We start from the raw sequence: 24,449 nt of genomic DNA on the forward strand, positions 1-24,449 counted from the left end.
GAAGAGGTTTTTTTATATGGATGTAAATGAAAGGAGCTCAGGCATGAGTGAGTTAATAGCAACATATCTCCTGACCGAACCGGGAGCCGATACAGAGAAAAAAGCAGAACAAATCGCAACAGGATTGACAGTAGGCTCATGGACAGATCTGCCTCTAGTGAAACAGGAGCAAATGCAAAAGCACAAGGGACGGGTGATAAAGGTCGAGGAAAGAGAGGGAACTCCTGCATCAGGAAAACAAGCGGTGATCACAATCGCCTATCCTGAAATCAATTTCTCTCAGGATATTCCGGCTTTACTGACAACAGTGTTTGGCAAGCTGTCGCTGGACGGAAAAATCAAATTACTCGATCTTCACTTCTCTGAGGCATTTAAGCGCACACTGCCGGGACCGAAGTTTGGCGTATACGGCATTCGGAAACTGCTGGGAGAGTTTGAGAGACCGCTGTTAATGAGCATATTTAAAGGGGTCATCGGAAGGGACCTGAGTGATATTAAAGAACAGCTCAGACAGCAGGCGCTTGGCGGAGTTGATTTGATTAAGGACGATGAAATTTTCTTTGAGACAGGGCTGGCGCCTTTTGAAACAAGAATTACAGAAGGAAAGCAAATATTGAAAGAAACGTATGAGCAAACCGGACATAAAACGCTGTATGCGGTCAATTTGACTGGACGCACGGCGGATCTGAAAGACAAAGCGAGACGCGCTGCCGAATTGGGGGCGGATGCACTTTTGTTTAATGTCTTTGCTTACGGCTTGGACGTCATGCAAAGCCTAGCGGAAGATCCCGAAATCGCAATCCCGATTATGGCACATCCAGCGGTCAGCGGGGCGTTTACGTCTTCTCCGTTCTACGGCTTTTCTCACGCTCTTTTGCTCGGAAAATTAAACCGGTATTGCGGTGCTGACTTTAGTCTCTTCCCATCTCCATACGGTTCGGTTGCGCTTCCAAAAGAAGATGCGCTGGCGATTCATGAAGAATGTGTGAGAGAGGATGCCTTTAACCAAACATTTGCCGTTCCGTCAGCAGGCATTCATCCTGGCATGGTTCCGCTTTTAATGCGGGATTTCGGTATAGATCATATTATTAACGCCGGGGGAGGCGTACACGGACATCCAAACGGTGCCCAAGGCGGGGGCAAAGCGTTCAGAGCCATAATTGATGCTGTCTTAGAAGCCCAGCCGATTGATGAAAAAGCCGAACAATGCAAGGATCTGAAGCTCGCGCTTGATAAATGGGGAAAGGTTGAAGCCGTATGACGACTCGAAAGCCTTTAATTATTTGTGATTTTGACGGAACCATCACGATGAACGACAACATTATAAGCATCATGAAAACATTCGCTCCGCCGGAGTGGACGGCATTAAAAGACGGCGTCCTTTCCAAAACGCTGTCAATCAAAGAAGGTGTCGGGCGGATGTTCGGCCTTCTGCCCAGCAGTTTAAAAGAAGAGATTACAAGATTTGTATTGGAAGATGCAAAAATCAGGGAAGGCTTTCGGGAATTTGTAGCGTTTATCAATGAGCATGAGCTGCCGTTTTATATCGTAAGCGGAGGAATGGACTTTTTTGTATATCCTTTGCTTGAAGGCATTGTGGAAAAAGATCGTATTTATTGCAACCATGCGTCATTTGACAGTGACTATATTCATATTGATTGGCCTCATTCCTGTAAAGGGACTTGCAGCAATCAATGCGGGTGCTGCAAGCCGTCGGTGATACATGAACTTTCTGAGCCAAACCAATATATCATCATGATCGGTGACTCGGTTACAGATGTGGAGGCGGCAAAGCTGTCAGACCTTTGCTTTGCAAGAGATTATTTATTAAACGAATGCCGGGAGCGGAACCTGAATCATCTCCCGTATCAAGATTTTTATGAGATAAGAAAAGATATCGAGAATGTAACGGAGGTACAGGAATGGCTGCAAAACAAGAACGCTGGAGAGAACTCGCTGAAGTAAAACGGGAATTGGCAGAAAGAGATTGGTTTCCGGCGACTAGCGGCAATCTGTCTATTAAAGTTTCTGATGAGCCTTTAACATTTCTCGTCACTGCAAGCGGAAAAGATAAACGCAAACAAACGGATGAAGATTTTCTGCTGGTGGATCAAAACGGAGAACCTGCCGAAAGCGGGCATTCTCTAAAACCGTCAGCGGAAACGCTTTTGCACACACATTTGTACAATAAAACAAATGCCGGATGCTGCCTGCACGTCCATACGGTAAACAATAATGTAATCTCAGAGCTATACGGAGACCAAAAGAAAATCACATTCAGAGGCCAGGAAATAATAAAAGCGCTCGGCCTGTGGGAAGAGGATGCAGAAGTGACCATTCCGATCATTGAAAATCCAGCTCATATTCCGATGCTCGCAGCTCTGTTTGCGGAAGAGGTCTCAGAGGATTCAGGAGCTGTTCTGATCCGAAATCACGGTATTACAGCTTGGGGCAGAACAGCATTTGAAGCAAAAAGAGTCCTTGAAGCATATGAATTTTTGTTCAGCTACCATTTGAAATTGAAAACACTCCAGCACCAGCTGGTTAAATAAAAGGAGGAACTGAAATGGCAACAATTCGAATTCATGATGAGGCAAATACAACGATTGAAAATCAAGAGGAAGTAGCAAGCTTTCTGGACAGTCAAGAGGTTATTTATGAGCAATGGGATATTGCGAAGCTACCGGAACAGCTTTCAGAGAAATATGATCTGACAGAAGAAGAAAAACAGCAAATCCTTAATACCTTTGAAACTGAAATTAAAGATATCTCAGCACGCCGCGGCTACAAAGCACAGGATGTTATTTCACTGTCAGACAGCAATCCGAAACTTGATGAACTGCTTGAGAATTTTAAAAGAGAGCATCACCATACAGACGATGAGGTTCGTTTTATCGTTAGCGGACATGGCATTTTTGTCATTCAGGGCAAGGACGGCACGTTTTTTGATGTCCGTTTAAACCCTGGAGATTTAATCTCCGTGCCTGAAAATATCCGCCATTACTTCACACTTCAGGAGGACCGCAAAGTTGTCGCGGTGAGAATCTTTGTCACAACTGAAGGCTGGGTTCCGATTTATGAAAAAGACAGCGTGAATCAGTAAGCAGAAAAAGCCCCGTTCATCGAACGGGGCTTTTTATATTTATTGCAAACGCCACTTTTCATATTGTGACATTTCTTTTTTAATCAGCGTCCAAATCAAACCTAATACAGCTGCATCATCAATGATCCCTAGACCGAGGATAACGTCTGGAATGATATCGAGTGGCATGGCGATATATAAGATGGCAGCAGTTAGAAGAAAAAGCGTTTTTACCTGTGAACGGGGATAATTGCCGTTTCTCCAATCCCGAATCATTTGTAAAAAAACAGTAATGTGCTGAATACATTTTTTTCGGTTTTTCCTTTTTAAAATCGCTTTTCCGCCTGCCGCTCCGAGCATTATTGCTTTCTTTTTCTTCATCGGGCATACCTCCTGCCTGGCGGCGTGTTTAAGATATTCTTCACCTGGGTATTGTTCTTCTAATCCTATCAATATATCTATTATACCTGAAAAAATAACTTATTTAATGAAAATATGTTTACAAATAAAGTATAATCTGTAATAATGCACAATAACCCAATCAAACTTGTTTCCTATTTCTTAGCGGCGAGGGGTGAAGTGAATGGGCGGTTCTTCTGAACAAGAAAGATTGTTGGTGTCTATTGATGAAAAAAGAAAGTTAATGATAGATGCCGCTAGAAAGCAGGGATTTACAGGGCATGACACGATCAGACACAGTCAGGAGCTGGATTGTTTAATAAATGAATATCACCAGCTCATGCAAGAAAACGAACATTCTCAAGGGATTCAAGGCCTTGTAAAGAAATTAGGCTTGTGGCCCCGCAGAGACGTTATGCCAGCATATGATGCAAATAAATAGCGGCGCTATCAAATGCATATATAAAGAGAGAGGCTTTTCAGAAGCGCTCTTTTTTTCTGGAAAAATTCATATGAAAGAGGGAACTGATGAAAGAACTGGCGATTCTCATTACTGAAATGGTCAATCAATTTCATGATGCTTTTATTTCGTTATGCGGAATGTTGGGCATTCATTTAACTGACAAGGAAATGCATTTTTGGGTGATTGGCATTTTTGGCATAATCTTTTTCGGCGTCACTCACGCTGTATTTACATGGCTTTCTAAATGGAGCATGACAGCCTTGTCCTTTATCTATACCGTTACAGTGATCATTGTTATCGTTTTTGCGATTGAAATTCAGCAAAAAGTGACGGGGAGAGGGAATATGGAGTTTTTAGATGCAACGGAAGGTTTAAAGGGTTTTTTGGTATTCTTTTTGTTTTTCTTGCTTCTAAAATTGCTGTTCCGCTTCATCAAAATACTCTTTTCTGGCAGAACAGCAAGCAAGTCGAACGGCATTCCCCGGTCACGAAGATAAAAAACCCTCCTGACATGTCAGGGGGGCTATGAAGCGGATACAGGGAGAGTGATCGTCACCTCTGTGCCTCTTCGCACTTCACTTTCGATATGAATGGAGCCACCGTACATCAGAACGATCCGTTTACATACGACAAGGCCGAGACCGGTTCCTTTTTCTTTAGAAGTAACAAAGGGAAGGAAGATATGATCCAGCATTTCCTGAGAAATCCCTTCACCGTTATCCACAACTTTGATAATAGCCTTTTTATCCAAAGCTCCCACGGAGATCGTCAGTTTGCCTCCTTCAGGCATTGACTCGAGGCCATTTTTTGCTACATTTAAAATCACTTGTTTAATATGATCTTTGGTACATTTTACGAGCAAGGGCTGCTCGGTTAAATACTGTAGTTCGACTTCAACATTGTATAGGTTGCCCTCAGAATAGATAATCGGCATAATTTCACCGATAATATCCTGAAGCGAGTTCAGCTCCCATTTTTCAGCTGTCGGCTTGCCTAGAACGAGAAACTCACTCACAATTTGATTAATGCGCTTTATCTCCTGTTCGATAATGGAGAAGTAAAGCTGATCTTCTTCACCTTTATATTTCTTTTGCAACAGCTGAATAAAGCCGCTTATACCGGTGAGCGGGTTGCGGATTTCATGGGCTGTACTGGCAGCAAGCGTTCCGATCAGTTCTAATTTTTGCGCCTCATTTTCTGAGCGCTCCAGTTGTGTCTGCCGCTTCAGCAAATAATACAGCACGAGAATAAAAAGGATATTCAGCAGAACGATACTACATGAAAGCGGAAGCACAAGGCTTTTCGTCAGTTCTTCTATTGTAACCGGGTTCGGATATACTTTCATATTCCAGCTGATATCATCCAGATACCCGCTGACAGGTTTCTGATCTTTTGCATGAGAGGCCTGTCCGCTCGTAAAAATCATTTTTCCGTCTTGGTTCACAACTTCAATATAAACATCAGGGCTAAGTAAGTTAATGAGATTTTTCAAATAATCAATTTGAATAGCTGCGACAAGATATTCTGTCACATTTCGTTTTGAGTCCAAAACAGGGACACAAATTGTAAAAATCGGCTGGCCTGTAATTCTGCTCGAGTAACTATCTGAAATGACTGTCTTTTTTGTTTCCTTCGCTTTTGTAAAAAAAGATCTGTCGGCCAGGTTTACTTTCGTTTTTAATTCTGTTGTGCTTGCGGTGACGTCTCCTTTGGCATTTAGAAAATAGAGACCGGAAAATCTTGGCTCTGAATCAAAGGTTTTTTCCAAAATCGACTGCATTTTCTTTATATCAACCGGTCTGTCGATGGCGATGGACAAGGAGGTCATTCTCGCCTTTGTTTCTCCGATTAAATAATTGATTTTGTTGCGGTGAAGGTTCAGCATTACACTCGCTTCTTGCTTATGTTCTGCAGCTATTGTATCTTTTTCTTTTTCATATACGAAAAAGCTGATGACGATTGCCGGAATAACGACCAGTATTATATAAAGTTTGACTCTCCCGCAGGCGCCTTTTAGTATTTTCAATTTGCATCGCTCCAACATACACCTGATTAGAGGTATTATATCATTGTTTCTTCATCTTTAATAAGAAAAAATAACCAAAAAAATTAGAAAAAGATGTTGTGCTGCTTATCATATAAAAAAGAAGAGAAATATTGGAAAGATTTTTATTGACATTTTGGTCTTTGTTTATTAATGTTTCTCTGTAACGGTTTCTAAAAGGATGATTGAGACATGACAGAAAAATCACTGAAGTTATTTATCGTGCTGTCGCGCGCGTATCGGTCTATTAACGATCATATGAATAAGCATATTCATAAGCATGGACTGAATCCGACTGAATTTGCTGTGCTAGAGCTGTTGTACCATAAAGGTGATCAGCCGCTGCAGCAGATAGGAGATAAAATTCTCTTGGCTAGCGGGAGCATCACATACGTTGTAGATAAGCTGGAGCAAAAAGAACTCCTCATTCGGAAAGCGTCTCCTACAGACAGACGAGTGACATTTGCACAAATCACTGAAAAAGGCATCGGTCTTTTGAACGATATTTTCCCCGATCATGCTGCTGAAATTGATGAAATGATCAGCGTATTAAGCGAAGAAGAGGTAGAGATGTGCACGGAAATGTTAAAAAGAGTAGGATTAAACGCAAAACAGTTTCATAATAAGTAAAAAAAGGAAGCCTGATATGTCACAAGGCTTCCTTTTTTACTATTTTTCATTTGTTTCCGCTGCGCCTCTCGGCAAGATGAGTACTTCAACGCGCCGGTTCTTGCTTCGGCCTTCCGCCGTTTTGTTGGATGCCACCGGTTTATACTCACCATAGCCCTTGGCGCTGAACACTTTTGCATCAAGCTTAGGGTTTTCAATTAGAAGCCCCATAAAGTTGACGGCTCTCATCACACTTAAATGCCAGTTTGATTGAAATTCTGAATTTTTAATTGGCATATTATCAGTATGCCCGCTGATGATGATATTTCTCGGCGGGTTAATCACAAGAAGATTTGAAATCTCTTTTGCAAGCGGAATATCTTGCTTACGGATGGTCGCTTTTCCAGAATCAAAGAAAATGCTGTCTTTGATTGTAATCAGAAGGCCTTCACTAGTCATCTTCGTTTCCAGCTGATGTTCCAGCTTTTTATCTTTGATGAACTTTTCCACCTGGCTCTTCACATTTTCAAGTTCTTCTTGGTCAGCTGCCTTTTCTTTTTCTTTCTTGTTTTTCTCTTTCTCTTCTTTTTCCTTTTCAACTTCATCGATTCCGTCTGACTCGTTTTCAGGAGGGGTGACACTGGAGTAGTCCATTACGCCGGTGCCGCCTGTAAAGACTTCATTAAATGATTTTGAAAGCATTTGAAACTTACCTGCGTCAATCGAGCTGCTCGCGTACAGCACAATAAATAATGCCAGGAGAAGAGTAAGGATGTCGGCGTAAGGGACGAGCCATGATTCATCAACGTGTTCGTCCTCATGCTTCTTCTTCTTTTTTCTCGCCATTTTGCGCCTCTCCTTGTTCTGCAAATTTCAAACGGTCCTTCGCAGGAAGGTACATTAAAAGCTTTTGTTCAATGACCTTCGGTGCCTGTCCTTCTAAAACGGATAAAACACCTTCAATCATGACCTCACGCAGTTTTACTTCTTGTTTTGATTTGCGTTTTAATTTATTTGCGAAAGGGTGCCATAACACATAACCCGTAAAGATACCGAGAAGGGTGGCGACAAAGGCTGCACTGATAGCGTGTCCAAGCTCATCTGTATTGTCCATATGAGAGAGGGCAGCAATCAATCCGATTACAGCGCCGAGTACTCCAAGTGTCGGCGCGTACGTTCCTGCTTGTGTAAAAATAGCGGCTCCGGCTTGGTGCCTGTCCTCCATCGCTTCGACTTCCTCTGTCATGATATCTCTGATAAATTCCGCGCTTTGTCCGTCAACAGCCATGCTGAGCCCGTTTTTCAGGAAAGCGTCATCTACATCCTCAATGCTTGCTTCTAAAGCAAGCAGGCCTTCGCGTCGTGCAAGCTGGGCCCATTCAGAAAACATAGGAATGAGCTCCTCTATTGTCAGCTGTTTGTTTTCCTTAAATAACACTCGGAACAGCGCAGGCACTTTTTTAATTTCTTTTGTTGGGAACGCAATAACGACTGCTGAGATTGTCCCGGCGATAATAATTAAAATGGCAGCTGGGTTTGCAAGCGCGCTGAAGCTGACGCCTTTCAGAACCATCCCCACGCTCAATGCCACAAATGCAAGAATAATACCGATTAACGAAGTTTTATCCATAGTTTTCACCAAATCCTTTTTTACTAGCTTGTCTATGGTTAATATCGGTTTTGGTGCCCGGAACTTTAGGGACATTGTGAATTTGTTCATGAAATATTCAAGGAAGAGGAATAGAAGGGAGAAATAAACAAAAACGGGCCTTTCAAAATTGAAAAGCCCAAGGGTTTAGCGGTATTGAAATTGGCAGCTTGATTGCAAGCTGTCCTGCAGGCGGTTTTCATATAATAATAGAAATAAATATTCACTGTATATAAACATGTTTCATCCCTCCTTAATAAAAGTGTAAAGGATGAAGGGAAGTAACACTTCGGGGGAAGGGACGGTATTTTCTCAGTCAAGAGTATGAAAATACAAAAAAGCGGCTTCCTAAATAGGAAACCGCTGATCATTATTTCGCTTGCACTTTGATTGTATGATCTTCTGCAGTGACATGAAAACTTGTGATCTCGCTATTGTCAAGCAGCAGATCGGTCATTTTATCCTCAATCCATTCTTGGATGGTTCTTCTGAGCGGACGTGCGCCAAATGAAGGGTGGTAGCCTAGCTCAGCGATTATTTCTTTCGCTTCGTCTGTCACACTCAAGCTGATGCCGCGTTCAGCCAATGTTTCTTCAAGTTCTCCAAGAAGCAGGCTGACGATTTTGACCAAGTGTTCTTTTTCCAGTGAGCGGAACTCAATAATGTTGTCAAAACGGTTGAGGAACTCAGGTTTAAAGAACATGCTCAGTGAATCAATCAATGTTTGTTCTTCGATTACACTGTCATCTGATTGGAAACCGACTTTCGTTTGTTTCTCACCAGCACCCGCGTTGCTTGTCATAATAATTACAGTGTCTTTAAAGCTTACAGTTCTGCCTTGGCTGTCTGTCAGACGGCCGTCCTCCATAATTTGCAGGAACATATGCTGAACGTCAGGGTGTGCTTTTTCAATCTCATCCAGCAACACGATGCTGTATGGATTGCGGCGCACTTTTTCTGTTAATTGCCCAGCTTCCTCATGGCCGACATATCCAGGCGGTGAACCGATGATTTTAGATACAGCGTGTTTCTCCATGTATTCGCTCATATCGAGACGGATGATAGCGTCTTTTGTGCCGAATAATTCATCTGCCAGCGTTTTAGAAAGCTCTGTTTTCCCTACGCCGGTAGGACCGACAAAGAGGAAGGAGCCGACTGGTCTGTTTTTGGATTTTAATCCGGCTCGGCTTCGTCTTACCGCTTTTGCAACTTTTTGAACAGCGGCTTCTTGTCCGATCACGCGTTCATGTAGTTTTGATTCAAGCTCTTTCATTTTTGTTTGTTCATCTGCCTGCAGTTTGCCGACAGGGATGCCTGTTTTTTGTTCAATGATATCCTGAATATGCTCAGCTTCCACAGTGACAGCGGAATGAGCAGAAGAGCTGTTCAGCTTTTTCTCCAATGCGATTTCTTCATCACGGAGTTTTGCCGCCAGTTCGTAATTTTCTTCTTCTAGGGCTTTCGTTTTTTCGGCTTCAATCGCAGTTAAGCGTTCAGCCGCATCTTCATCATTCAGTTCATCAGTTAACAGGTTGGCTTTTGAACCAGCTTCATCTAATAAGTCAATGGCTTTATCCGGCAGGTGTCTATCCTGAATGTAACGGGATGATAAAGTCACACATGCTTTGATTGCTTCATCACTGAATGTCACACCATGATATGCTTCGTATTTGTCTTTGATCCCTTGCAGAATGAGGATGGCCTGTTCAATTGAAGGCTCCTGCACCATGACAGGCTGAAAACGTCTTTCTAGTGCGGCATCTTTTTCGATTTGACGGTATTCCTTCAGTGTTGTCGCACCGATGACTTGCAGTTCGCCTCTGGCAAGGGCAGGTTTAAGAATGTTGCCTGCGTCCATTGATCCTTCTGCAGAGCCTGCGCCAACGAGAAGATGAATTTCATCAATGAACAGAATGACATTTTTTCGTTCTTTCAACTCAGTGATCAGCTGTTTCATTCTCTCTTCAAATTGGCCTCTGATCCCTGTGTTTGCAACAAGGGATGCAACATCAAGCAAGTAAAGCTCTTTGTTTTTCAGTTTGTTTGGAACATCACCTTCAGCAATTTTTAAAGCGAGTCCTTCGGCGATGGCAGTTTTCCCTACACCCGGCTCCCCGATAAGAACCGGATTGTTTTTATTGCGGCGGTTCAGAATTTCGATCACGCGCGCCACTTCTTCATCACGGCCGATGACGGGGTCAATAAGGCCGGCTTTTGCTCCATTTGTAATATTTTGAGCCAGCTCATCAAGCAACCCTTTTTTCTCGCTATGTTTTGCTGCGCTTTGTTCATTCGGCTGGAATGCCTGTTCAAACGGAAATCCGAAAGATTTAGGACCCATGCTCATTGAAGGCTTACGGGTCAGTTCGTTATAGCAAGTTTCACATAGCACCATATGTTTATGAACGGAATTTATTTGCATGTTAAGGCGAATCGTCGCCTCGTTTTGATGACAATGTTGACAACGCATTTGCCAAAACCTCCTTAAAAATTTGATCTTCTTTGACCAATGAATGTGAATAAAAAGGCCGTTTGAATTTGACCTTCTTTGACTAATAGTATACGGCAAACTTATCGGCTTTCAAAACAATATGCTCAGAGCAGTCTGACTTTTTGACTAACTTTGACCAATTGGTTTTTAAAAAAGGCCGGTTCATTTGACCGACTTTGATTAATAGTATACTCTGACCATCTTTGACTTTCAAGTCTTTTGCGTAAAAAATTTTTGATTTGTTTACACAGTAAAACATGTTTTCTTCGTCTTTTCAAGGATCTTGTCTCATAGGTTATAAAAAGGCATATATGGACAAAACTGCGGTTCGTTCGGAGGGGAGAAATGGAACAATCAAAAGGGTCTGCAAGTCAGCTTGCTTTTGTGTATGTCGGTACAGTAGTCGGAGCTGGATTTGCGACTGGCAGGGAAATTGTTGAGTTTTTTCTGAAGTTTGGCTGGTTCGGTTTATTCGGTATTATCGTCAGCGGCGGGATGTTTACATTTCTGGGGGCCAAGCTGATGGTCATTTCAAAGCGAATCAATGCTAAGTCATATCAAGAAATGAACATATTCTTGTTCGGGGCGACGGCTGGGCGGATTATCAATGTGTTTATGCTGTTTGTTCTCCTCGGTGTCACATCTGTTATGCTTTCTGGGGCAGGGGCGCTTTTTGAGGAACAGCTGGGGATGTCTGCTCAGATTGGGATGCTGATTACAATCGGATTGAGCTTAATTGTGATGACTAAAGGGGTAAAAGGCATTTTCGGTGTCAATGTGTTTGTTGTTCCTCTTTTGATCATCTTTTCTATGATCGTGGTGGCCGACTCTTTTATTTTCAGCGAGTCGCGGAACGCAGCTCAGTGGGTCTGGCCGCATCGTTGGGACTGGCTGTTATCTGCAGTTTCTTACGGCGCTTTGAATTTATCGCTTGCCCAAGCGGTTTTGGTTCCGCTGGCGAATGAAATGCCATCGGAAAAAGTGATAAAAAAAGGCGCTTTAATCGGAGGCACGATGCTGACGATTGTGCTGTCCGCGAGTTTTCTGTCTTTGTCGACTCTCCCGGATGTATTTTTGTATGATATACCGATGGCTCAAGTGGTTTATCTCTTTGCGCGATCTGTCCATTTGATTTATTTGCTCATTATTTTCGGTGAAGTGTTCACATCAGTTATCGGCAATCTATATGGATTGGAAAAACAAGTGCAGAGCTTTCTGCCAATGAAAAGCAAATATATCTTCGCAGCCATTATGATTACGGCTTATATCACAAGCCAAATTGGATACGGCAAACTGATTTCAACGATTTATCCCTTGTTTGGCTATGTGAGCCTGGCCTTCATAGGCGCCCTGATCTGCAAAAAGGCTCCCCGGCGGCGCAGTTTGTAACATACATATATAATGAAGCGAGCCGTCATTGCAGAACGATGCTTGATCGAGAGCTAGGGGCTGACTTTTTTTATTGTCAAGAAAAACAACATTATGGTAAGATGGCAGAAGTGAAAAATTGAAGAAAATCCGTGCGATATGCGGGAGAGGTTCTAGCTACACCCTCTATAAAAAACTAAGGACGAGCTGTATCCTTGGATACGGCCTTTTTTATGTTTTTCTAGAGCACCTTCCGAAAAGGTGTTTTTTTGTGTGAATCAGCTGTAGCGATGTCTCTCGCCGAAAGTTTTGATTGCGGAGAAGGAGAGGAATCATGAAAAAAGAAAAAGCAATTGTCGTATTCAGCGGCGGTCAAGACAGCACCACATGCTTACTGTGGGCTCTAAAGGAGTTCAAAGAAGTCGAAACGGTGACTTTTCATTATAATCAGCGTCATTCGCAGGAAATCGAAGTGGCAAAATCCATTGCAGAAAAGCTTGGTGTGAAAAACCATTTGCTCGATATGTCACTTTTAAATCAGCTTGCACCAAATGCTTTGACTAGAAATGATATTGAGATAGAAGTAAAAGACGGTGAATTGCCATCCACATTCGTTCCGGGCCGCAATTTGGTATTCTTATCCTTTGCGTCTATCCTTGCATACCAAATTGGTGCGCGCCACATTATTACAGGAGTGTGCGAGACAGACTTCAGCGGTTATCCTGACTGCCGTGATGAATTCGTGAAATCTTGCAATGTAACGGTAAATCTGGCAATGGAGAAGCCGTTTGTAATTCATACGCCTCTCATGTGGCTTAATAAGGCAGAAACGTGGAAGCTTGCAGATGAGCTTGGCGCGCTTGATTTTGTAAAAAACAACACGCTGACATGCTATAACGGCATCATCGCAGACGGCTGCGGCGAATGTCCGGCATGCCACCTTCGTTCAAAAGGGTATGCAGAATATATGGCGATGAAAGGAGAGCGTGCATAAATTGTTATCTCAAATTTATCCGCAGGCCCAGCATCCTTATTCATTTGAATTGAATAAAGACATGCACATCTCAGCCGCTCATTTTATCCCTCGGGAAAGTGCTGGAGCGTGCAGCAGGGTTCACGGGCATACGTATACCGTAAATATAACCGTTGCCGGCGACGAACTTGACGACTCCGGCTTCCTTGTCAATTTCAGCGTGCTCAAAAAACTGGTACACGGAAACTATGATCATACACTTTTAAATGATCATGAAGATTTTTCTCAGGACGACCGGTATTCGCTGCCGACAACTGAAGTCGTGGCGAAAACGATTTATGACAATGTACAGGCTTATTTAAACACATTGGAGAATAAGCCGAGCTGTGTACAGGTGTTTGTCCGTGAAACACCGACAAGTTACTGTGTCTACCGTCCGAAAAAGGGTGGTTTGAATGGCTAAAGGAATTCCTGTATTAGAAATTTTCGGCCCGACGATTCAAGGAGAAGGCATGGTGATCGGACAGAAAACGATGTTCGTCCGGACTGCCGGCTGTGATTATTCTTGCAGCTGGTGTGACTCCGCCTTCACTTGGGACGGGTCTGCTAAAAAAGATATTCGCTGGATGGCGGCTGAGGAGATTTTTGCAGAGCTTAAGGACATTGGGGGAGACGCGTTTTCCCACGTGACGATCTCAGGCGGCAACCCGGCCCTGTTAAAACAGCTGGATGCTTTTATCGAACTGCTGAAGGAAAATAACATCCGTGCAGCGCTCGAAACCCAGGGGACTGTTTATCAGGATTGGTTTACGCTGATTGATGATCTGACAGTTTCTCCAAAACCGCCAAGCTCAAAAATGGTGACGAACTTTCAAAAGCTTGATCACATTTTGACTTCACTTAAAGAGAATAACAGACAGCATGCTGTCAGCTTGAAGGTTGTTATTTTTAATGATGAAGATTTGGAGTTTGCCAAAACTGTGCACAAGCGTTATCCGGGAATCCCGTTTTATTTACAAGTCGGTAATGATGACGTGCATACGACAGATGATCAGTCACTGATTGCACATTTGCTTGGAAAATATGAAGCGCTTGTTGATAAGGTAGCTGGCGACGCGGAGCTGAACCTCGTCAGAGTGCTCCCGCAGCTGCACACCCTGTTATGGGGCAACAAACGCGGAGTATAATAGAAAGGAAGATGGATATGACGACAAGAAAAGAATCAGAATTAGAAGGTGTCACACTGCTTGGCAACCAAGGTACAAATTATTTGTTTGAATATGCGCCGGACGTGCTGGAATCCTTCCCGAATAAACATGTAAACCGTGATTACTTTGTAAAATTCAACTGTCCTGAATTCACATCTTTATGCCCGAAAACAGGACAGCCTGACTTTGCAACAATCTACATCAGCTACATTCCTGATGAGAAAATGGTTGAAAGTAAATCATTAAAGCTGTACCTGTTCAGCTTCAGAAATCATGGTGACTTCCACGAAGATTGCATGAACATCATCATGAACGACTTGATTGAATTAATGGACCCGCGTTACATTGAAGTATGGGGCAAATTCACGCCAAGAGGCGGAATTTCCATTGACCCGTACACAAACTACGGAAAGCCTGGCACGAAGTATGAGAAAATGGCCGAATACCGTATGATGAACCATGATTTGTATCCGGAGACAATTGATAATCGTTAATTATTCCGTTGTGTGATACGGAGTGTAAAAGGAAGTGGAGTCACAGTAAAATCCGAACATTCAGCGTTAATTTTCAGCGGAAATGTGACCTGGTCACAGCGAAGTGTGACCCGAAGTGACCGGAGTGTGACCCGCACTAAGCTCAATAAAAGTGGGAAAAGTCACACCTGAAAATGGCTCTACTCATGGGAATTGTATTAAAAAGTGTGACCTGAGGTGCAACCTGAACTGTGACTTTTATGCAGTGAAAAATTGATAGTACAGAAGCAGATTAAGGCGTACAATTTGTACGTCTTTTCTTTTTTATCCGAAAGAAAAAATGCCTATCTAGAGATCATAGGCATTAAATATTATTATCAATATCTTCATTATTTTTTGGCTAAGTTTCTGAACCTTCTCTTTAACATTTGAAACAGCTCTTTTTTGAATTTCATCAAAGTTCTCCTGAATATAGTCCATGACACTTCTTATTAGAACTTCACTTTCAAAATTGAATATCTCATTTATTTCTGACTGTTCTTCATCTGTTAGGTGATGGTATTGAAGTTGTTTAGCATTTACTTCAGCAGCTACATCAATCCTAACTTAGTTGTTCTGGTTGTACAATTTCATATTCACCTTCTGCATACTCTTGCTCCGCATAATGGCTTCCCCATTGACAGAGCTCCTGCAAGATAGGTTTAAGAGATTCTCCAAGTTCAGTGGATGAATATTCAACCTTCGGCGGTACTTGATTATACATCTTTCTGCTCACAAGTCCACTGGCTTCAAGCTCTCTAAGTGTTTGAATCAGCATTTTCTGAGTTATATTTGGGATAATGCGCTTTAATTCACTCGTTCTCTTTGGTCCATTCATTAAAAAGTATAATACAAGGCCTTTCCATTTTCCTCCAATAACTTCCTTTGTCACTTCAAACCCACAGCTAAATTTTTTCATGTCTAAAGCTCTCCATTCCACATTTATTACTTTTTAGTTACTATATCACAAAAAAGTGGGTACTTCCGATAATGTGCTTACTAAAGGATACTATATCTTGTAAGTTGTTCTTCAAGTACTTAAAGGTACTAGACATAACGGGTGGAACAAGTGGGATTGGTCTTGCTACAGCACAAAAGTTTGTAAACGAAGGTGCATATGTTTATATCACAGGACGTAGACAAAACGAACTTGATAAAGCTGTTAACCAAATTGGCAAGAACGTAACCGGTGTTCAAGGTGATATTTCTAAGCTTGAAGACTTAGACAAACTATATGACATTATAAAGCAGGAAAAAGGTAAGTTGGACATTCTTTTTGCTAATGCAGGCATCGGCAACTTCCTTCCATTAGGTGAAATTACTGAAGAGCAGGTTGATAGAACGTTCGACATTAACGTTAAAGGAACCATCTTTACTGTTCAAAAAGCGTTATCACTATTCCCGGACAAAGTAGGTTCTATTATTGTAACGGGCTCTACTGCTGGATCAATTGGCAACCCAGCGTTTAGTGTATATGGAGCATCTAAAGCAGCTTTAAGAGCACTAGTTTGCAACTGGATTCTTGACCTAAAAGGTACTGAAATCCGTGTAAATGTGGTTAGTCCAGGAGTTATTCTTACACCTGCATACGATGAGCTTTTTGGTGATGCACTTGAAGGAGCAATGGAAAATACCAGAAATACTGTTCCAGCTGGAAAAGTTGGGACCCCTGAAGAAGTAGCAAACGCTGTATCTTTCCTTGCTTCAGACGAAAGCAGTTACTTGACGGGTGTTGAATTGTTCGTAGATGGCGGGCTAGCACAGGTATAATTTCACAGCGCAGAGATTACAAATAGTCCCCAAAAAAGGTTAATGGGGATTTACTTGAAGAAGTCGTATAAAAAAGTCGTTTTCCTTAAAGGACAGGGAATTCGACTTTTTTATGTTTGAATTTGATTAACGTTGTAAATACGCATTTTCCCGGGGCTACCACTAAATGACCTGTAAAAAAGATTACACTGTGATTAAATGTACTTAAAGTAACGGGGGCGTTGTATGTTCTAAAACTGGGAACTGGGTACATCCTAATAATTATAGGAGATCATTTAATGTAACAAGAGATGCATTGAATTTACCTAAAATTCGCTGCCATGATTTAAGACATACACATGCTACCTTTTTAATTGGGATTCTAAATTTTAACCCTAGGATTGTTCAGGAAAGATTGGGGCACGCACGAATTACAACGACACTAAAAACATATACTCATGTTCTTCCTGCAATGGACGCTGAAGTGTCTAAAAAACTTGATCAATCGTTTGGTAAGGTGTGAAATTGGTGTGACTTCATGATTAATGTCTAGAGCAAGTACTTATGGGACAAGACTTTGACCTGCCTTTTCTTCCACGAGGACTGCATGAATATCATCATGAATGACTTGATTGAGTTAATGGACCCGCGCTACATCGAAGTATGGGGCAAATTCACGCCAAGAGGCGGAATTTCCATTGACCCGTACACAAACTATGGAAAACCTGGCACGAAGTATGAGAAAATGGCCGAGTACCGCATGATGAACCATGATTTGTATCCGGAGACAATTGATAATCGTTAATCACTATAAAAGCGTGCCTATTATGACTTTTATGCAAATAAATTGCTATTGCAGAGGTAATGTAAGACGTACAAATGTGTACGTCTTTTTCTTTTAAGCACAAAAACAATTTATTAACGAAAGTATTTTGGCAGAAAGGCTAACAAAATCAAAGGAAAATATGTTGTAGATTGCTTTCTTTTTTTGTGGGGCATCCATATCCAATCACGTTATCTTGCACTTGAACGTTTTTTATAGACTGGTACCGCGACAAATTATTTTACTTATACATACCAATAAAGTAGACACTAAAAAGTGAAAGAGAGGACGAAAATGTGTGGAATTCTTTTTCTCGAGAGTCATCCCATGTGGCTTTATGGTTTACCAAATGGGTTTAGGGAAGCAGGCCATACCGTAATGATTTCGGGCCCTGTAAGCCGGGAAAATATTACTGAAATGATAGACGAATTTAAACCGGATCTAATAGTATCTATGGGATGGACACCAGAGCATTCAAAGGAAAAGCAAGTCTGGATTCGCAACGCTACTAAAAAGGTGAATATCCCCCTCGTTTATTGGGCAACCGAAGATCCGCTGCACACACAAACCTTTACCATCCCATTAATTAAAAAGATGAAACCGGATTTTGTTTTCACCGTTACACCTTCTCTGTGTAAAACTTATGAAAGGATGGGGATTAAAGCAGCCCACTTAGACTTTGCATATCACGAAAGTATACATCACCAGATTAAACCATTGGAGAAATACAGTTGTGATGTAGCGGTGGTTGCCAACGCTTACCCTAATTTTCTTGAAGAACATCCGGAAGTGTTTCGTTCGTCCTCTTTAAAAACGCTTATTCGTCCTCTTATACGAAAAGGTATTCGCATTGATTTTTGGGGGAGAAATTGGGAAAAAATGAGTAAACATATAGGAAGAGAAATTCCCCGCAATTGGATTCATGGATACCTTGATTATACAGAAGCATATAAAGTTTACAGTTCAGCAAAAATCATTATCGGTTTGCAAAACTGTGAAAGCCAACTTACGCAACGCACCTATGAGATTCTTGGTTCCGGGGGGTTTTTATTGACATCGGATACACCAGCAGTTCGAGGTAAATTCAAACCTGGCCGCGATCTCATCGTTTCTTCCTCCCCCAAAGAAACATTGGAAAAAGTTAAATACTACTTGAATAATGATAGCGAGAGAAAAAAGATTCAGATAAAAGGTAAAAAGGCAGTTAAGAATGATTCCTATCGGCATAGAGCAGAGAGAATGATTGAGGTGCTAAAAAGCAGAGGAATCTTAAATAACGTAGGAGAAACCATTCATTATGTAGATGTTCTCAAAGAAAAATACGAGATTCATCATGTTACTCCCGGTGAAACATTAACGAAAATCGCCATGAAGTATAAAGTTTCTCTGCAGCAAATCATGGAGCTTAATCAATTCAAATCAGATCAAATTTATGCTGGACAAATTATTAAGATTAGAGAGAAACGGTCTAGAAATGTTAAAAACAAATTTTTCTAAAGGAGAGTAATATGAATGAAGGGAAAAATACCTAAAACAAGAAATCAAGAGAATAAAGTAAAAAGAACGCCTCGTTATATGGAATTTCCCGTGACATACGAGGTTTACCATGTGGAATCTGGCGATACATTATGGATGATTTCCAAATACTTTAATATTCCAGTACAACAACTTATCAATCTTAATAAGCTTTCTTCAGATAGAATTTATCCTGGACAAATGTTAAAGATAAGAGAAAGGTAATTTATGGGGTCTCGCAAACGAAAAAAATTGAAATAGTTAATCTTCAATTTTTTTATTTGTTGCAATATGATATTTTGGGGAATGAAGGGGTTATGAGATGTTTCAAATGAGCTATTTCTATTCTGGATTAGGTTTCGATATTATTCAACACGCTGATCAAACTAACGGAGTATTAAAAGTCGTGTCTCCAGACTTTTTCTATATCAGAAAAAATGGATCATTGCTTCTCCGTTCGGCTAATCCTGATGTGATTAAAGCTCTCCATAGAAGAAAATTAAAAGTAGTTCCTTTTCTAAGCAATCATTGGGATCAGGATTTGGGAAGATTTGCGTTGAACAACCGAGTGCTCTTGGCAAAACAAATTTCTAATGCAATAGAAGAACTGGATCTGGACGGAGTTAATATCGATATAGAAAACCTTACAGAGAAAGATCGGAAGGCATTAACGGATTTTGTTAGACTGGTAAGAAAAGGCATTACTGGGCATAAAGAGGTATCAGTTGCAGTAGCGGCAAATCCTTTTGGCTGGACGAGGGGCTGGCACGGATCATATGATTATGAGAATTTAGCTAAACATGCGGACTATCTAATGGTTATGGCCTATGATGAAAGTCGTCTTGCTGGGCCTACTGCAAGTGTAGGGTGGGTGGAAAAGTCCATTCAATATGCTCTGACCCAAAAAATCCCCCCTCAAAAACTAGTTTTAGGATTGCGATTCTATGGGCGCTGCTGGATGAATGGCGAATCTAACTCCCAAGCCATTCCCCTTTATCTTGTTGACTCATTAGTAAAAAGACATAACGGAACAATTATTTTTGACACAAAGAGTCAATCTCCAAAAGCTGTTTTTACGATCACCCACGATAAGAAAGGCTTATTACCTCCAGAAACGTATACATTATGGTTTGAAAATGAACAGTCTCTCAGAGCAAAAATAAAACTTGTTCAAAAATATAATCTGAAAGGTCTTGGCAGCTGGAGTCTTGGACAAGAGGATACTTCAGTCTGGAATAAAGTGTTTAAAAAAATATAGGTGGAAACTATTGATAATCGTTAATATCATTTCTCCTGCGAAATGCAGGGGATTTTTTACATAAAAAAAGACGAGTGAATTCGGGGGGGAATTCGACTCGCCGCTTTCTAATGAAAAGACGGGATGCTGGATGGCAGCTCGTCTGTTTTATTATAGATTAACGAACATATGTTTGTAAAGGTGTCTTTTCTAAAGAATTGGTTAACATAACAAGCCGGAACAGATTCATTGTAAACGTTCGTTAAGGTATGCTAAGATGCATGGACTATAAAGGAGTGATATGAAGTGAAGACATTACGATTAAACGATGTAACGTTAGAAATGGCTGCATATCAAGAGGAGAGCGAGCCGAAGCGCAAAATTGAATTTACCCTAAACGTTACGAGTGAGACTTACCATGATATCGCTGTCCTGTTGTATGAAAGAACGTTTAACGTCGAGGTTCCGGAACGAAATCTTGCCTTCCGGGGGGAAATTACAAATTATTCAACATCATTGACCAACCTGTATGAAGCAGGATCTGTCAGCGAGTTCTATATAGAAATAACGGAAACAGACAAAAACGCCGATTCATAATCGGTGTTTTTGAGGTAAAAAAGCTGCCGGCCGGCAGCTTTTGAGAAAGCGAATTTCATATGTAAGGTGTTTAATTGTCCGTCTTGCAGTTTTTAAAATGAATGTGGAAATAAGGAGGTTTTAATAGGAGTCTTTGATGATCTTATAATTTTTATGATTTACAACTGTCAATGAATCTAACTCAAGATCCCGATAGTTATCCATAATCGTTACATCAACGATAACAGAATTCTCATTTACTTTTTCAACAACACCGGTTAATCCGTTTTTAAATTCAATGACGTTTCCAACCTTTGCGATTTTCACAAGCTTCCTCTCCTTTAAACATAATAATGCCTTTTGAAAGTATTTTGCAGTATTTTCATTGAGAAGTAAAGCGATAAGGAGTTTTATCTCCCTAATGAATTGTCCCGACGTTATAAAGATGGTATATTGATTTTCGTCAAAAGAAAGAAAAGGGGGGATTTTCATTGCGTCCAGAAGAAATAACAGAAATGATTGAACAGCTGCGCACCGGCGCAATAAACGAACTGAGAGTCCAGAAAGAGCATTTCCTGGAATTCAGGGCTGTGTTATCTAAACAAGATGATTTTAAACATTTCCGAGGAATTGCCCAGCAAGGCGGGGATGTTATATTTCAATATTTAGAACAGCCAAGAAGCTGAAGGTTTCTCATACGTGAGAAGCCTTTTTATCATATATGACAGAATACAGGCCTTTTATTACAATCAGTTGTAACAGGTGTAAACAAAATGTAAAACATAAAAAATGGATAAAAATGTTTTTGATTGACAAGATTTATGGAATTTTAGGCTGTTTTTCTTCCATTAACCAGCCTGTCATCCGGTATATTCCATCCTGATGCCTCCTTGGGAGAGTTGGAAAATCTTTTTCCGTGAAAATGAATTGATCTCTTGTTAAGGTTATGAAGTGTTTTTTTGAGCACTTTAAGGAGGAAACGGTATGACGACGAAATTTACTGCTCTGGCTGTTTTTCTTCTTTGTTTCATGCCTGCAGCAAAAATTGAACATACACAAGCTTCACTACTGAGCACAAAGAAGACAAAACATGAAGAAGCGAAATGGCTTACACATATAGATCAAGGCAGAGAAGAATCTTTCCCTTCACTGTCTGCTGATAAGGACCAGAAAAAAATAAAGCCGATCAAGCTATCAGCACACACTGAAAAGAAAGAGAAAGACAAGCCAGACAAAACAACAGAAAAGAATGAAACATATACACAGTCTGAAAAAGATTTGCTGTCCCGTCTCGTTCACGCAGAGGCCAAAGGAGAATCATATAAAGGCAAGGTCGCTGTAGCAAGCGTTGTGCTGAACAGAACGGAGAAAAAAGGTTTTCCTGATACCATTAGAGGGGTTATTTATCAGAAAAACGCCTTTGAACCAGTCGCAAACGGAAGCATTAATCAAAAGCCTGATAAAGAATCGGTTGCTGCTGCCGAAGAAGCGCTGTCCTCAAAAAATAGAGAAACAGATGCTATATTCTTTTATAATCCGAAAACAGCGTCAGATGATTGGATTCGTTCAAGAAAAATCATAGAAAAAATCGGCAGGCACGTTTTTGCCATCTAAGCATAGAAGAGACAATTTGTCTCAGCTGTGCTTTTTTTCATATAAAGAGTAAAAATAAAATAATTTATGAACTTGTCTCATATGATGTTGGTAACAAGAGACAAGGAGAGACATCATGAATCGATTTGTGAAAGGGATCATTCTTTTATCCATTGCCGCCTTTTTCGCTGAATGCCTTGAATTTGTCGTGAATATGATTTTGGCGCGGGAGCTTGGCGAGCATGGGATGGGGCTTTACATGAGTATTTTGCCCACGATCTTTTTAATTATTGTCATCGCAAGCCTGGAACTGCCGATCTCAATTTCTAAATTCATTGCCGAATCAAACCCTAAGCTTCATGAAAGCATGCTGAGGCACGCATTCAGAATGACGGTCGTTTTTACAGCGTTTTCTACTGCCGCCGCCAGTATTGCGCTTCCGTTTATTCCGGTATTTGATACATACCACCCGTTTATTAAAGGGATTGTTATCGGCTTAATTCCTATTGTCGCCTTTACTTCAATCGCCAGGGGCTACTTTATGGGTGTGCAAAAAATGGGGAAGATCGCAATCGCCAATGTGCTGAAAAAAATCATCCAGCTTTTGTGCTTATTCCTCTTTTTTCAATGGTACTCATTTGAATTGGACATGGCTGTGCTGATTTCCTTGTTTGTCTTAGTTGTGAGTGATGTGGTTGTGCTTGTTTATTTATATTCGCAATTTATCATAGCGAGGCGGGCGGTATCCGGCCAGCAGCACATTCATTTGCGCGGAAAGGATGTGAGAAAAAGACTGCTTGCCGTTTCCATTCCTACAACAGGACTGCGCATTTTTCATGCGGTTGTCAATGCGATTGAACCCTTTTTAGTAAAAGGAGCGCTTTTGGCTGCGGGTGTTGCCGGGACAGCGGCAATCGATCAATACGGAATGCTGGCGGGAGTGGCTGTGACGATAGGGTCGTTTCCCGCTTTTATTGCCCATTCGTTAATGGTCGTCATGATACCGAGTATTTCGGAAGCTTATGCGCTTTCTCAGTATGATATCGTATTAAAAAGACTGAAGCAGTCGATTTTCATTACGTTTGGCTACGGCATACCGGCCGTCTGGATCATGTTCCAGTTTGCGGGACCTCTTACACATTTGTTTTTTCACTCCCCTGAAGCGCAGTATTACTTGCAGCTGTTGTGGCCTTACTTTCTCTTTCATCTGTTTGTCATGCCGCTGCAGGCCTGCTTAATCGGGATGGGGTTTGTGAAAGAAGCTTTTTATCACAATGTGTGGAGCCATATCGTTGCGCTAAGTATGATGTATGTGCTGGGATCAATGGAGAATCTGCAAATGCTTGGGATAATCCTAGGGATGAATACCGGGATGATTTTGCTGACGAGCCTTCACTATGTCACGATCTGCAAAGCGCTGCAGGTATCTGTTTTCCTAACGGGAGGAAACAGAGCGCCGCGAATTGAAGGATGATAAAGAAAAAGCAGGGGCAAGCTAATTGAAAAGCATGAAAGGAAGATTCCAAGTTGACGAAACGCTTGCTTACTGTATGCCTTGTGTTATTGGGGATGATTGCATCGTTTCCTGATGTGTCAGCAGCTGAGGATAAACAGCCTGCAGTTCCCGCTGTTTTTCTTATGAAAACGATAGAAGGGGAAGATATCTCGATCCCGAATAAAGGGCAAAAAACCATCCTGCATTTTTGGACATCATGGTGTCCGCCCTGCAAAAAGGAACTTCCCCAGTTTCAATCGTTTTATGATGCCCATCAATCCGATGGCGTAAAGCTGGTAACGGTGAATTTAGTGAACTCAGAACAAAACCAGCAAACTGTTGAAGACTTTATTAAAGCAAACAAGCTGACGTTTCCGATAGTTCTTGACTCAAAAGGAGAATTGATGAAGGAGTATCATATCATCACGATCCCAACATCATTTTTGCTGAATGAAAAGGGAGAAATTGAAAAAACAAAAATTGGCCCGATGACGGCTGAACAACTGAAAGAATGGACGGAAGAATAGCTGGGAGCATAGCCTCTCAGCTTTTTTCATATAGTGAAGAATCGGATAAATGTTAATGATAATTACTATCAAAAAGAAATTAAAATAATTATAATTGAAATTCTCATTACGCATGCTATAATAAAGGAGACATCAAG

At 41.3% G+C, this 24,449-nt stretch carries 28 protein-coding genes, 2 pseudogenes and 1 riboswitch; of the genes and pseudogenes, 23 read left to right on the forward strand and 7 right to left on the reverse strand.

The genetic code is table 11. The features are described from left to right. Window positions 1-43: 43 nt before the first annotated feature. From mtnW to mtnD, 4 genes are read left to right on the forward strand one after another with little or no spacing between them, the layout of a single operon-like run. Window positions 44-1,261 (forward strand): 2,3-diketo-5-methylthiopentyl-1-phosphate enolase, encoded by a 1,218-nt coding sequence (gene mtnW, locus M0696_RS07435; protein ID WP_222142713.1) that lies wholly within the window; start codon window positions 44-46, stop codon window positions 1,259-1,261. Beyond that, window positions 1,258-1,965, forward strand: coding sequence for a 2-hydroxy-3-keto-5-methylthiopentenyl-1-phosphate phosphatase (gene mtnX, locus M0696_RS07440; RefSeq protein WP_222142714.1), 708 nt, complete (start codon window positions 1,258-1,260; stop codon window positions 1,963-1,965). The genes mtnW and mtnX overlap by 4 nt, the downstream gene beginning before the upstream one ends. Beyond that, on the forward strand, window positions 1,923-2,552 hold the full coding sequence (locus tag M0696_RS07445; protein ID WP_248602662.1) for a methylthioribulose 1-phosphate dehydratase: 630 nt from the start codon (window positions 1,923-1,925) through the stop codon (window positions 2,550-2,552). Before mtnX ends, M0696_RS07445 begins: the two co-directional genes overlap by 43 nt. Before the next feature lie 14 nt (window positions 2,553-2,566). Next, window positions 2,567-3,103 carry an acireductone dioxygenase gene (gene mtnD / locus M0696_RS07450; protein WP_003218594.1) on the forward strand — a complete coding sequence of 179 codons (537 nt, stop codon included), beginning with the start codon at window positions 2,567-2,569 and terminating at the stop codon, window positions 3,101-3,103. A 39-nt stretch (window positions 3,104-3,142) separates the two neighbouring features. On the opposite strand, the gene M0696_RS07455 is transcribed toward mtnD, so the two are convergent. Then, window positions 3,143-3,463, reverse strand: a complete 321-nt coding sequence (locus M0696_RS07455) for a YkvA family protein (RefSeq protein ID WP_222142716.1) — start codon at window positions 3,461-3,463, stop codon at window positions 3,143-3,145. Window positions 3,464-3,665: 202 nt separating this feature from the next. Here M0696_RS07455 and spo0E point away from each other — a divergent pair, with 202 nt between their 5' ends. Together spo0E and M0696_RS07465 are read left to right on the forward strand one after the other, a co-directional pair. After that, window positions 3,666-3,923 (forward strand): aspartyl-phosphate phosphatase Spo0E, encoded by a 258-nt coding sequence (gene spo0E, locus M0696_RS07460; RefSeq protein ID WP_003218598.1) that lies wholly within the window; start codon window positions 3,666-3,668, stop codon window positions 3,921-3,923. Window positions 3,924-4,009: 86 nt separating this feature from the next. Beyond that, the gene (locus M0696_RS07465) at window positions 4,010-4,441 is read left to right on the forward strand and encodes a hypothetical protein (RefSeq protein ID WP_248602663.1); all 432 of its coding nucleotides are present in this window, start codon (window positions 4,010-4,012) and stop codon (window positions 4,439-4,441) included. Between the two features lie 26 nt (window positions 4,442-4,467). Here the strand turns inward: M0696_RS07465 and kinD are convergent, their stop codons facing one another. Further along, the gene (kinD, locus tag M0696_RS07470; RefSeq protein WP_166853375.1) at window positions 4,468-5,988 is read right to left on the reverse strand and encodes a sporulation kinase KinD; all 1,521 of its coding nucleotides are present in this window, start codon (window positions 5,986-5,988) and stop codon (window positions 4,468-4,470) included. Window positions 5,989-6,180: 192 nt separating this feature from the next. On the opposite strand from kinD, the gene mhqR reads away from it, so the two are divergent. Next, window positions 6,181-6,618 carry a MarR family transcriptional regulator MhqR gene (gene mhqR / locus M0696_RS07475; RefSeq protein ID WP_003232475.1) on the forward strand — a complete coding sequence of 146 codons (438 nt, stop codon included), beginning with the start codon at window positions 6,181-6,183 and terminating at the stop codon, window positions 6,616-6,618. 39 nt (window positions 6,619-6,657) lie between these two features. Here mhqR and motB read toward each other — a convergent pair whose 3' ends face one another. The 3 genes from motB to clpE all read right to left on the reverse strand — a co-directional run bounded on the left by motB (window position 6,658) and on the right by clpE (window position 10,715). Continuing rightward, a complete protein-coding gene (gene motB / locus M0696_RS07480) occupies window positions 6,658-7,443 on the reverse strand; it encodes a flagellar motor protein MotB (protein WP_166853373.1) in 786 nt (261 codons plus the stop codon). Beyond that, window positions 7,415-8,227, reverse strand: coding sequence for a flagellar motor stator protein MotA (gene motA / locus M0696_RS07485; RefSeq protein ID WP_003238984.1), 813 nt, complete (start codon window positions 8,225-8,227; stop codon window positions 7,415-7,417). Before motA ends, motB begins: the two co-directional genes overlap by 29 nt. A 388-nt stretch (window positions 8,228-8,615) precedes the next feature. Then, entirely contained in the window at window positions 8,616-10,715 is a 2,100-nt protein-coding gene (clpE, locus tag M0696_RS07490) for an ATP-dependent protease ATP-binding subunit ClpE (protein ID WP_248602664.1), read from the reverse strand. A 366-nt stretch (window positions 10,716-11,081) separates the two neighbouring features. On the opposite strand from clpE, the gene M0696_RS07495 reads away from it, so the two are divergent. The 5 genes from M0696_RS07495 to queF all read left to right on the forward strand — a co-directional run bounded on the left by M0696_RS07495 (window position 11,082) and on the right by queF (window position 14,779). After that, on the forward strand, window positions 11,082-12,125 hold the full coding sequence (locus M0696_RS07495) for a YkvI family membrane protein (RefSeq protein WP_222142719.1): 1,044 nt from the start codon (window positions 11,082-11,084) through the stop codon (window positions 12,123-12,125). Window positions 12,126-12,265: 140 nt separating this feature from the next. Continuing rightward, window positions 12,266-12,310: riboswitch (PreQ1 riboswitch) on the forward strand. Between the two features lie 128 nt (window positions 12,311-12,438). Continuing rightward, a complete protein-coding gene (gene queC, locus M0696_RS07500) occupies window positions 12,439-13,098 on the forward strand; it encodes a 7-cyano-7-deazaguanine synthase QueC (protein ID WP_222142720.1) in 660 nt (219 codons plus the stop codon). Next, a complete protein-coding gene (queD, locus tag M0696_RS07505; protein ID WP_222142721.1) occupies window positions 13,091-13,540 on the forward strand; it encodes a 6-carboxytetrahydropterin synthase QueD in 450 nt (149 codons plus the stop codon). Before queC ends, queD begins: the two co-directional genes overlap by 8 nt. Beyond that, complete coding sequence (gene queE / locus M0696_RS07510; protein WP_248602665.1) at window positions 13,533-14,264, forward strand: 7-carboxy-7-deazaguanine synthase QueE; 732 nt, start codon at window positions 13,533-13,535, stop codon at window positions 14,262-14,264. Before queD ends, queE begins: the two co-directional genes overlap by 8 nt. A 17-nt stretch (window positions 14,265-14,281) precedes the next feature. After that, window positions 14,282-14,779, forward strand: a complete 498-nt coding sequence (gene queF, locus M0696_RS07515) for a preQ(1) synthase (RefSeq protein ID WP_003218613.1) — start codon at window positions 14,282-14,284, stop codon at window positions 14,777-14,779. Window positions 14,780-15,359: 580 nt separating this feature from the next. Here the strand turns inward: queF and M0696_RS07520 are convergent. Beyond that, window positions 15,360-15,716, reverse strand: a complete 357-nt coding sequence (locus M0696_RS07520; protein ID WP_022553431.1) for a winged helix-turn-helix transcriptional regulator — start codon at window positions 15,714-15,716, stop codon at window positions 15,360-15,362. Between the two features lie 71 nt (window positions 15,717-15,787). Here M0696_RS07520 and M0696_RS07525 point away from each other — a divergent pair, with 71 nt between their 5' ends. From M0696_RS07525 to M0696_RS07555, 7 genes and pseudogenes are all read left to right on the forward strand, one after another. Continuing rightward, window positions 15,788-16,567: an SDR family NAD(P)-dependent oxidoreductase gene (locus M0696_RS07525; protein ID WP_248602666.1), complete on the forward strand. Its 780-nt coding sequence runs from the start codon at window positions 15,788-15,790 to the stop codon at window positions 16,565-16,567. Between the two features lie 232 nt (window positions 16,568-16,799). Further along, window positions 16,800-17,069: pseudogene (locus M0696_RS07530) on the forward strand (tyrosine-type recombinase/integrase); the annotation flags it as partial. A 69-nt stretch (window positions 17,070-17,138) separates the two neighbouring features. Next, window positions 17,139-17,351: pseudogene (locus M0696_RS07535) on the forward strand (tunnelling fold family protein); the annotation flags it as partial. A gap of 312 nt (window positions 17,352-17,663) precedes the next feature. Further along, on the forward strand, window positions 17,664-18,866 hold the full coding sequence (locus M0696_RS07540) for a DUF3880 domain-containing protein (RefSeq protein ID WP_222142724.1): 1,203 nt from the start codon (window positions 17,664-17,666) through the stop codon (window positions 18,864-18,866). Window positions 18,867-18,881: 15 nt separating this feature from the next. Further along, on the forward strand, window positions 18,882-19,109 hold the full coding sequence (locus M0696_RS07545) for a LysM peptidoglycan-binding domain-containing protein (protein WP_166853343.1): 228 nt from the start codon (window positions 18,882-18,884) through the stop codon (window positions 19,107-19,109). 97 nt (window positions 19,110-19,206) lie between these two features. After that, window positions 19,207-20,142, forward strand: a complete 936-nt coding sequence (locus tag M0696_RS07550) for a glycosyl hydrolase family 18 protein (RefSeq protein ID WP_248602667.1) — start codon at window positions 19,207-19,209, stop codon at window positions 20,140-20,142. 285 nt (window positions 20,143-20,427) lie between these two features. Further along, window positions 20,428-20,718: a DUF3219 family protein gene (locus M0696_RS07555; protein ID WP_248602668.1), complete on the forward strand. Its 291-nt coding sequence runs from the start codon at window positions 20,428-20,430 to the stop codon at window positions 20,716-20,718. Window positions 20,719-20,838: 120 nt separating this feature from the next. Here the strand turns inward: M0696_RS07555 and M0696_RS07560 are convergent, their stop codons facing one another. Next, a complete protein-coding gene (locus tag M0696_RS07560; RefSeq protein WP_003218620.1) occupies window positions 20,839-21,024 on the reverse strand; it encodes a YkvS family protein in 186 nt (61 codons plus the stop codon). A gap of 164 nt (window positions 21,025-21,188) precedes the next feature. Here M0696_RS07560 and M0696_RS07565 point away from each other — a divergent pair, with 164 nt between their 5' ends. From M0696_RS07565 to stoA, 4 genes are all read left to right on the forward strand, one after another. Then, on the forward strand, window positions 21,189-21,383 hold the full coding sequence (locus M0696_RS07565; RefSeq protein ID WP_166853338.1) for a hypothetical protein: 195 nt from the start codon (window positions 21,189-21,191) through the stop codon (window positions 21,381-21,383). A gap of 298 nt (window positions 21,384-21,681) precedes the next feature. Next, a complete protein-coding gene (locus M0696_RS07570; protein WP_166853336.1) occupies window positions 21,682-22,311 on the forward strand; it encodes a cell wall hydrolase in 630 nt (209 codons plus the stop codon). Window positions 22,312-22,426: 115 nt separating this feature from the next. Then, window positions 22,427-23,764, forward strand: coding sequence for a sporulation protein YkvU (gene ykvU, locus M0696_RS07575; protein ID WP_166853335.1), 1,338 nt, complete (start codon window positions 22,427-22,429; stop codon window positions 23,762-23,764). A gap of 95 nt (window positions 23,765-23,859) precedes the next feature. Further along, on the forward strand, window positions 23,860-24,312 hold the full coding sequence (stoA, locus tag M0696_RS07580) for an endospore biogenesis thiol-disulfide oxidoreductase StoA (protein ID WP_248602762.1): 453 nt from the start codon (window positions 23,860-23,862) through the stop codon (window positions 24,310-24,312). Window positions 24,313-24,449 lie beyond the last annotated feature (137 nt).

Origin of the sequence: Bacillus rugosus (assembly GCF_023238245.1) — a bacterium.
Lineage (GTDB): Bacteria > Bacillota > Bacilli > Bacillales > Bacillaceae > Bacillus > Bacillus rugosus.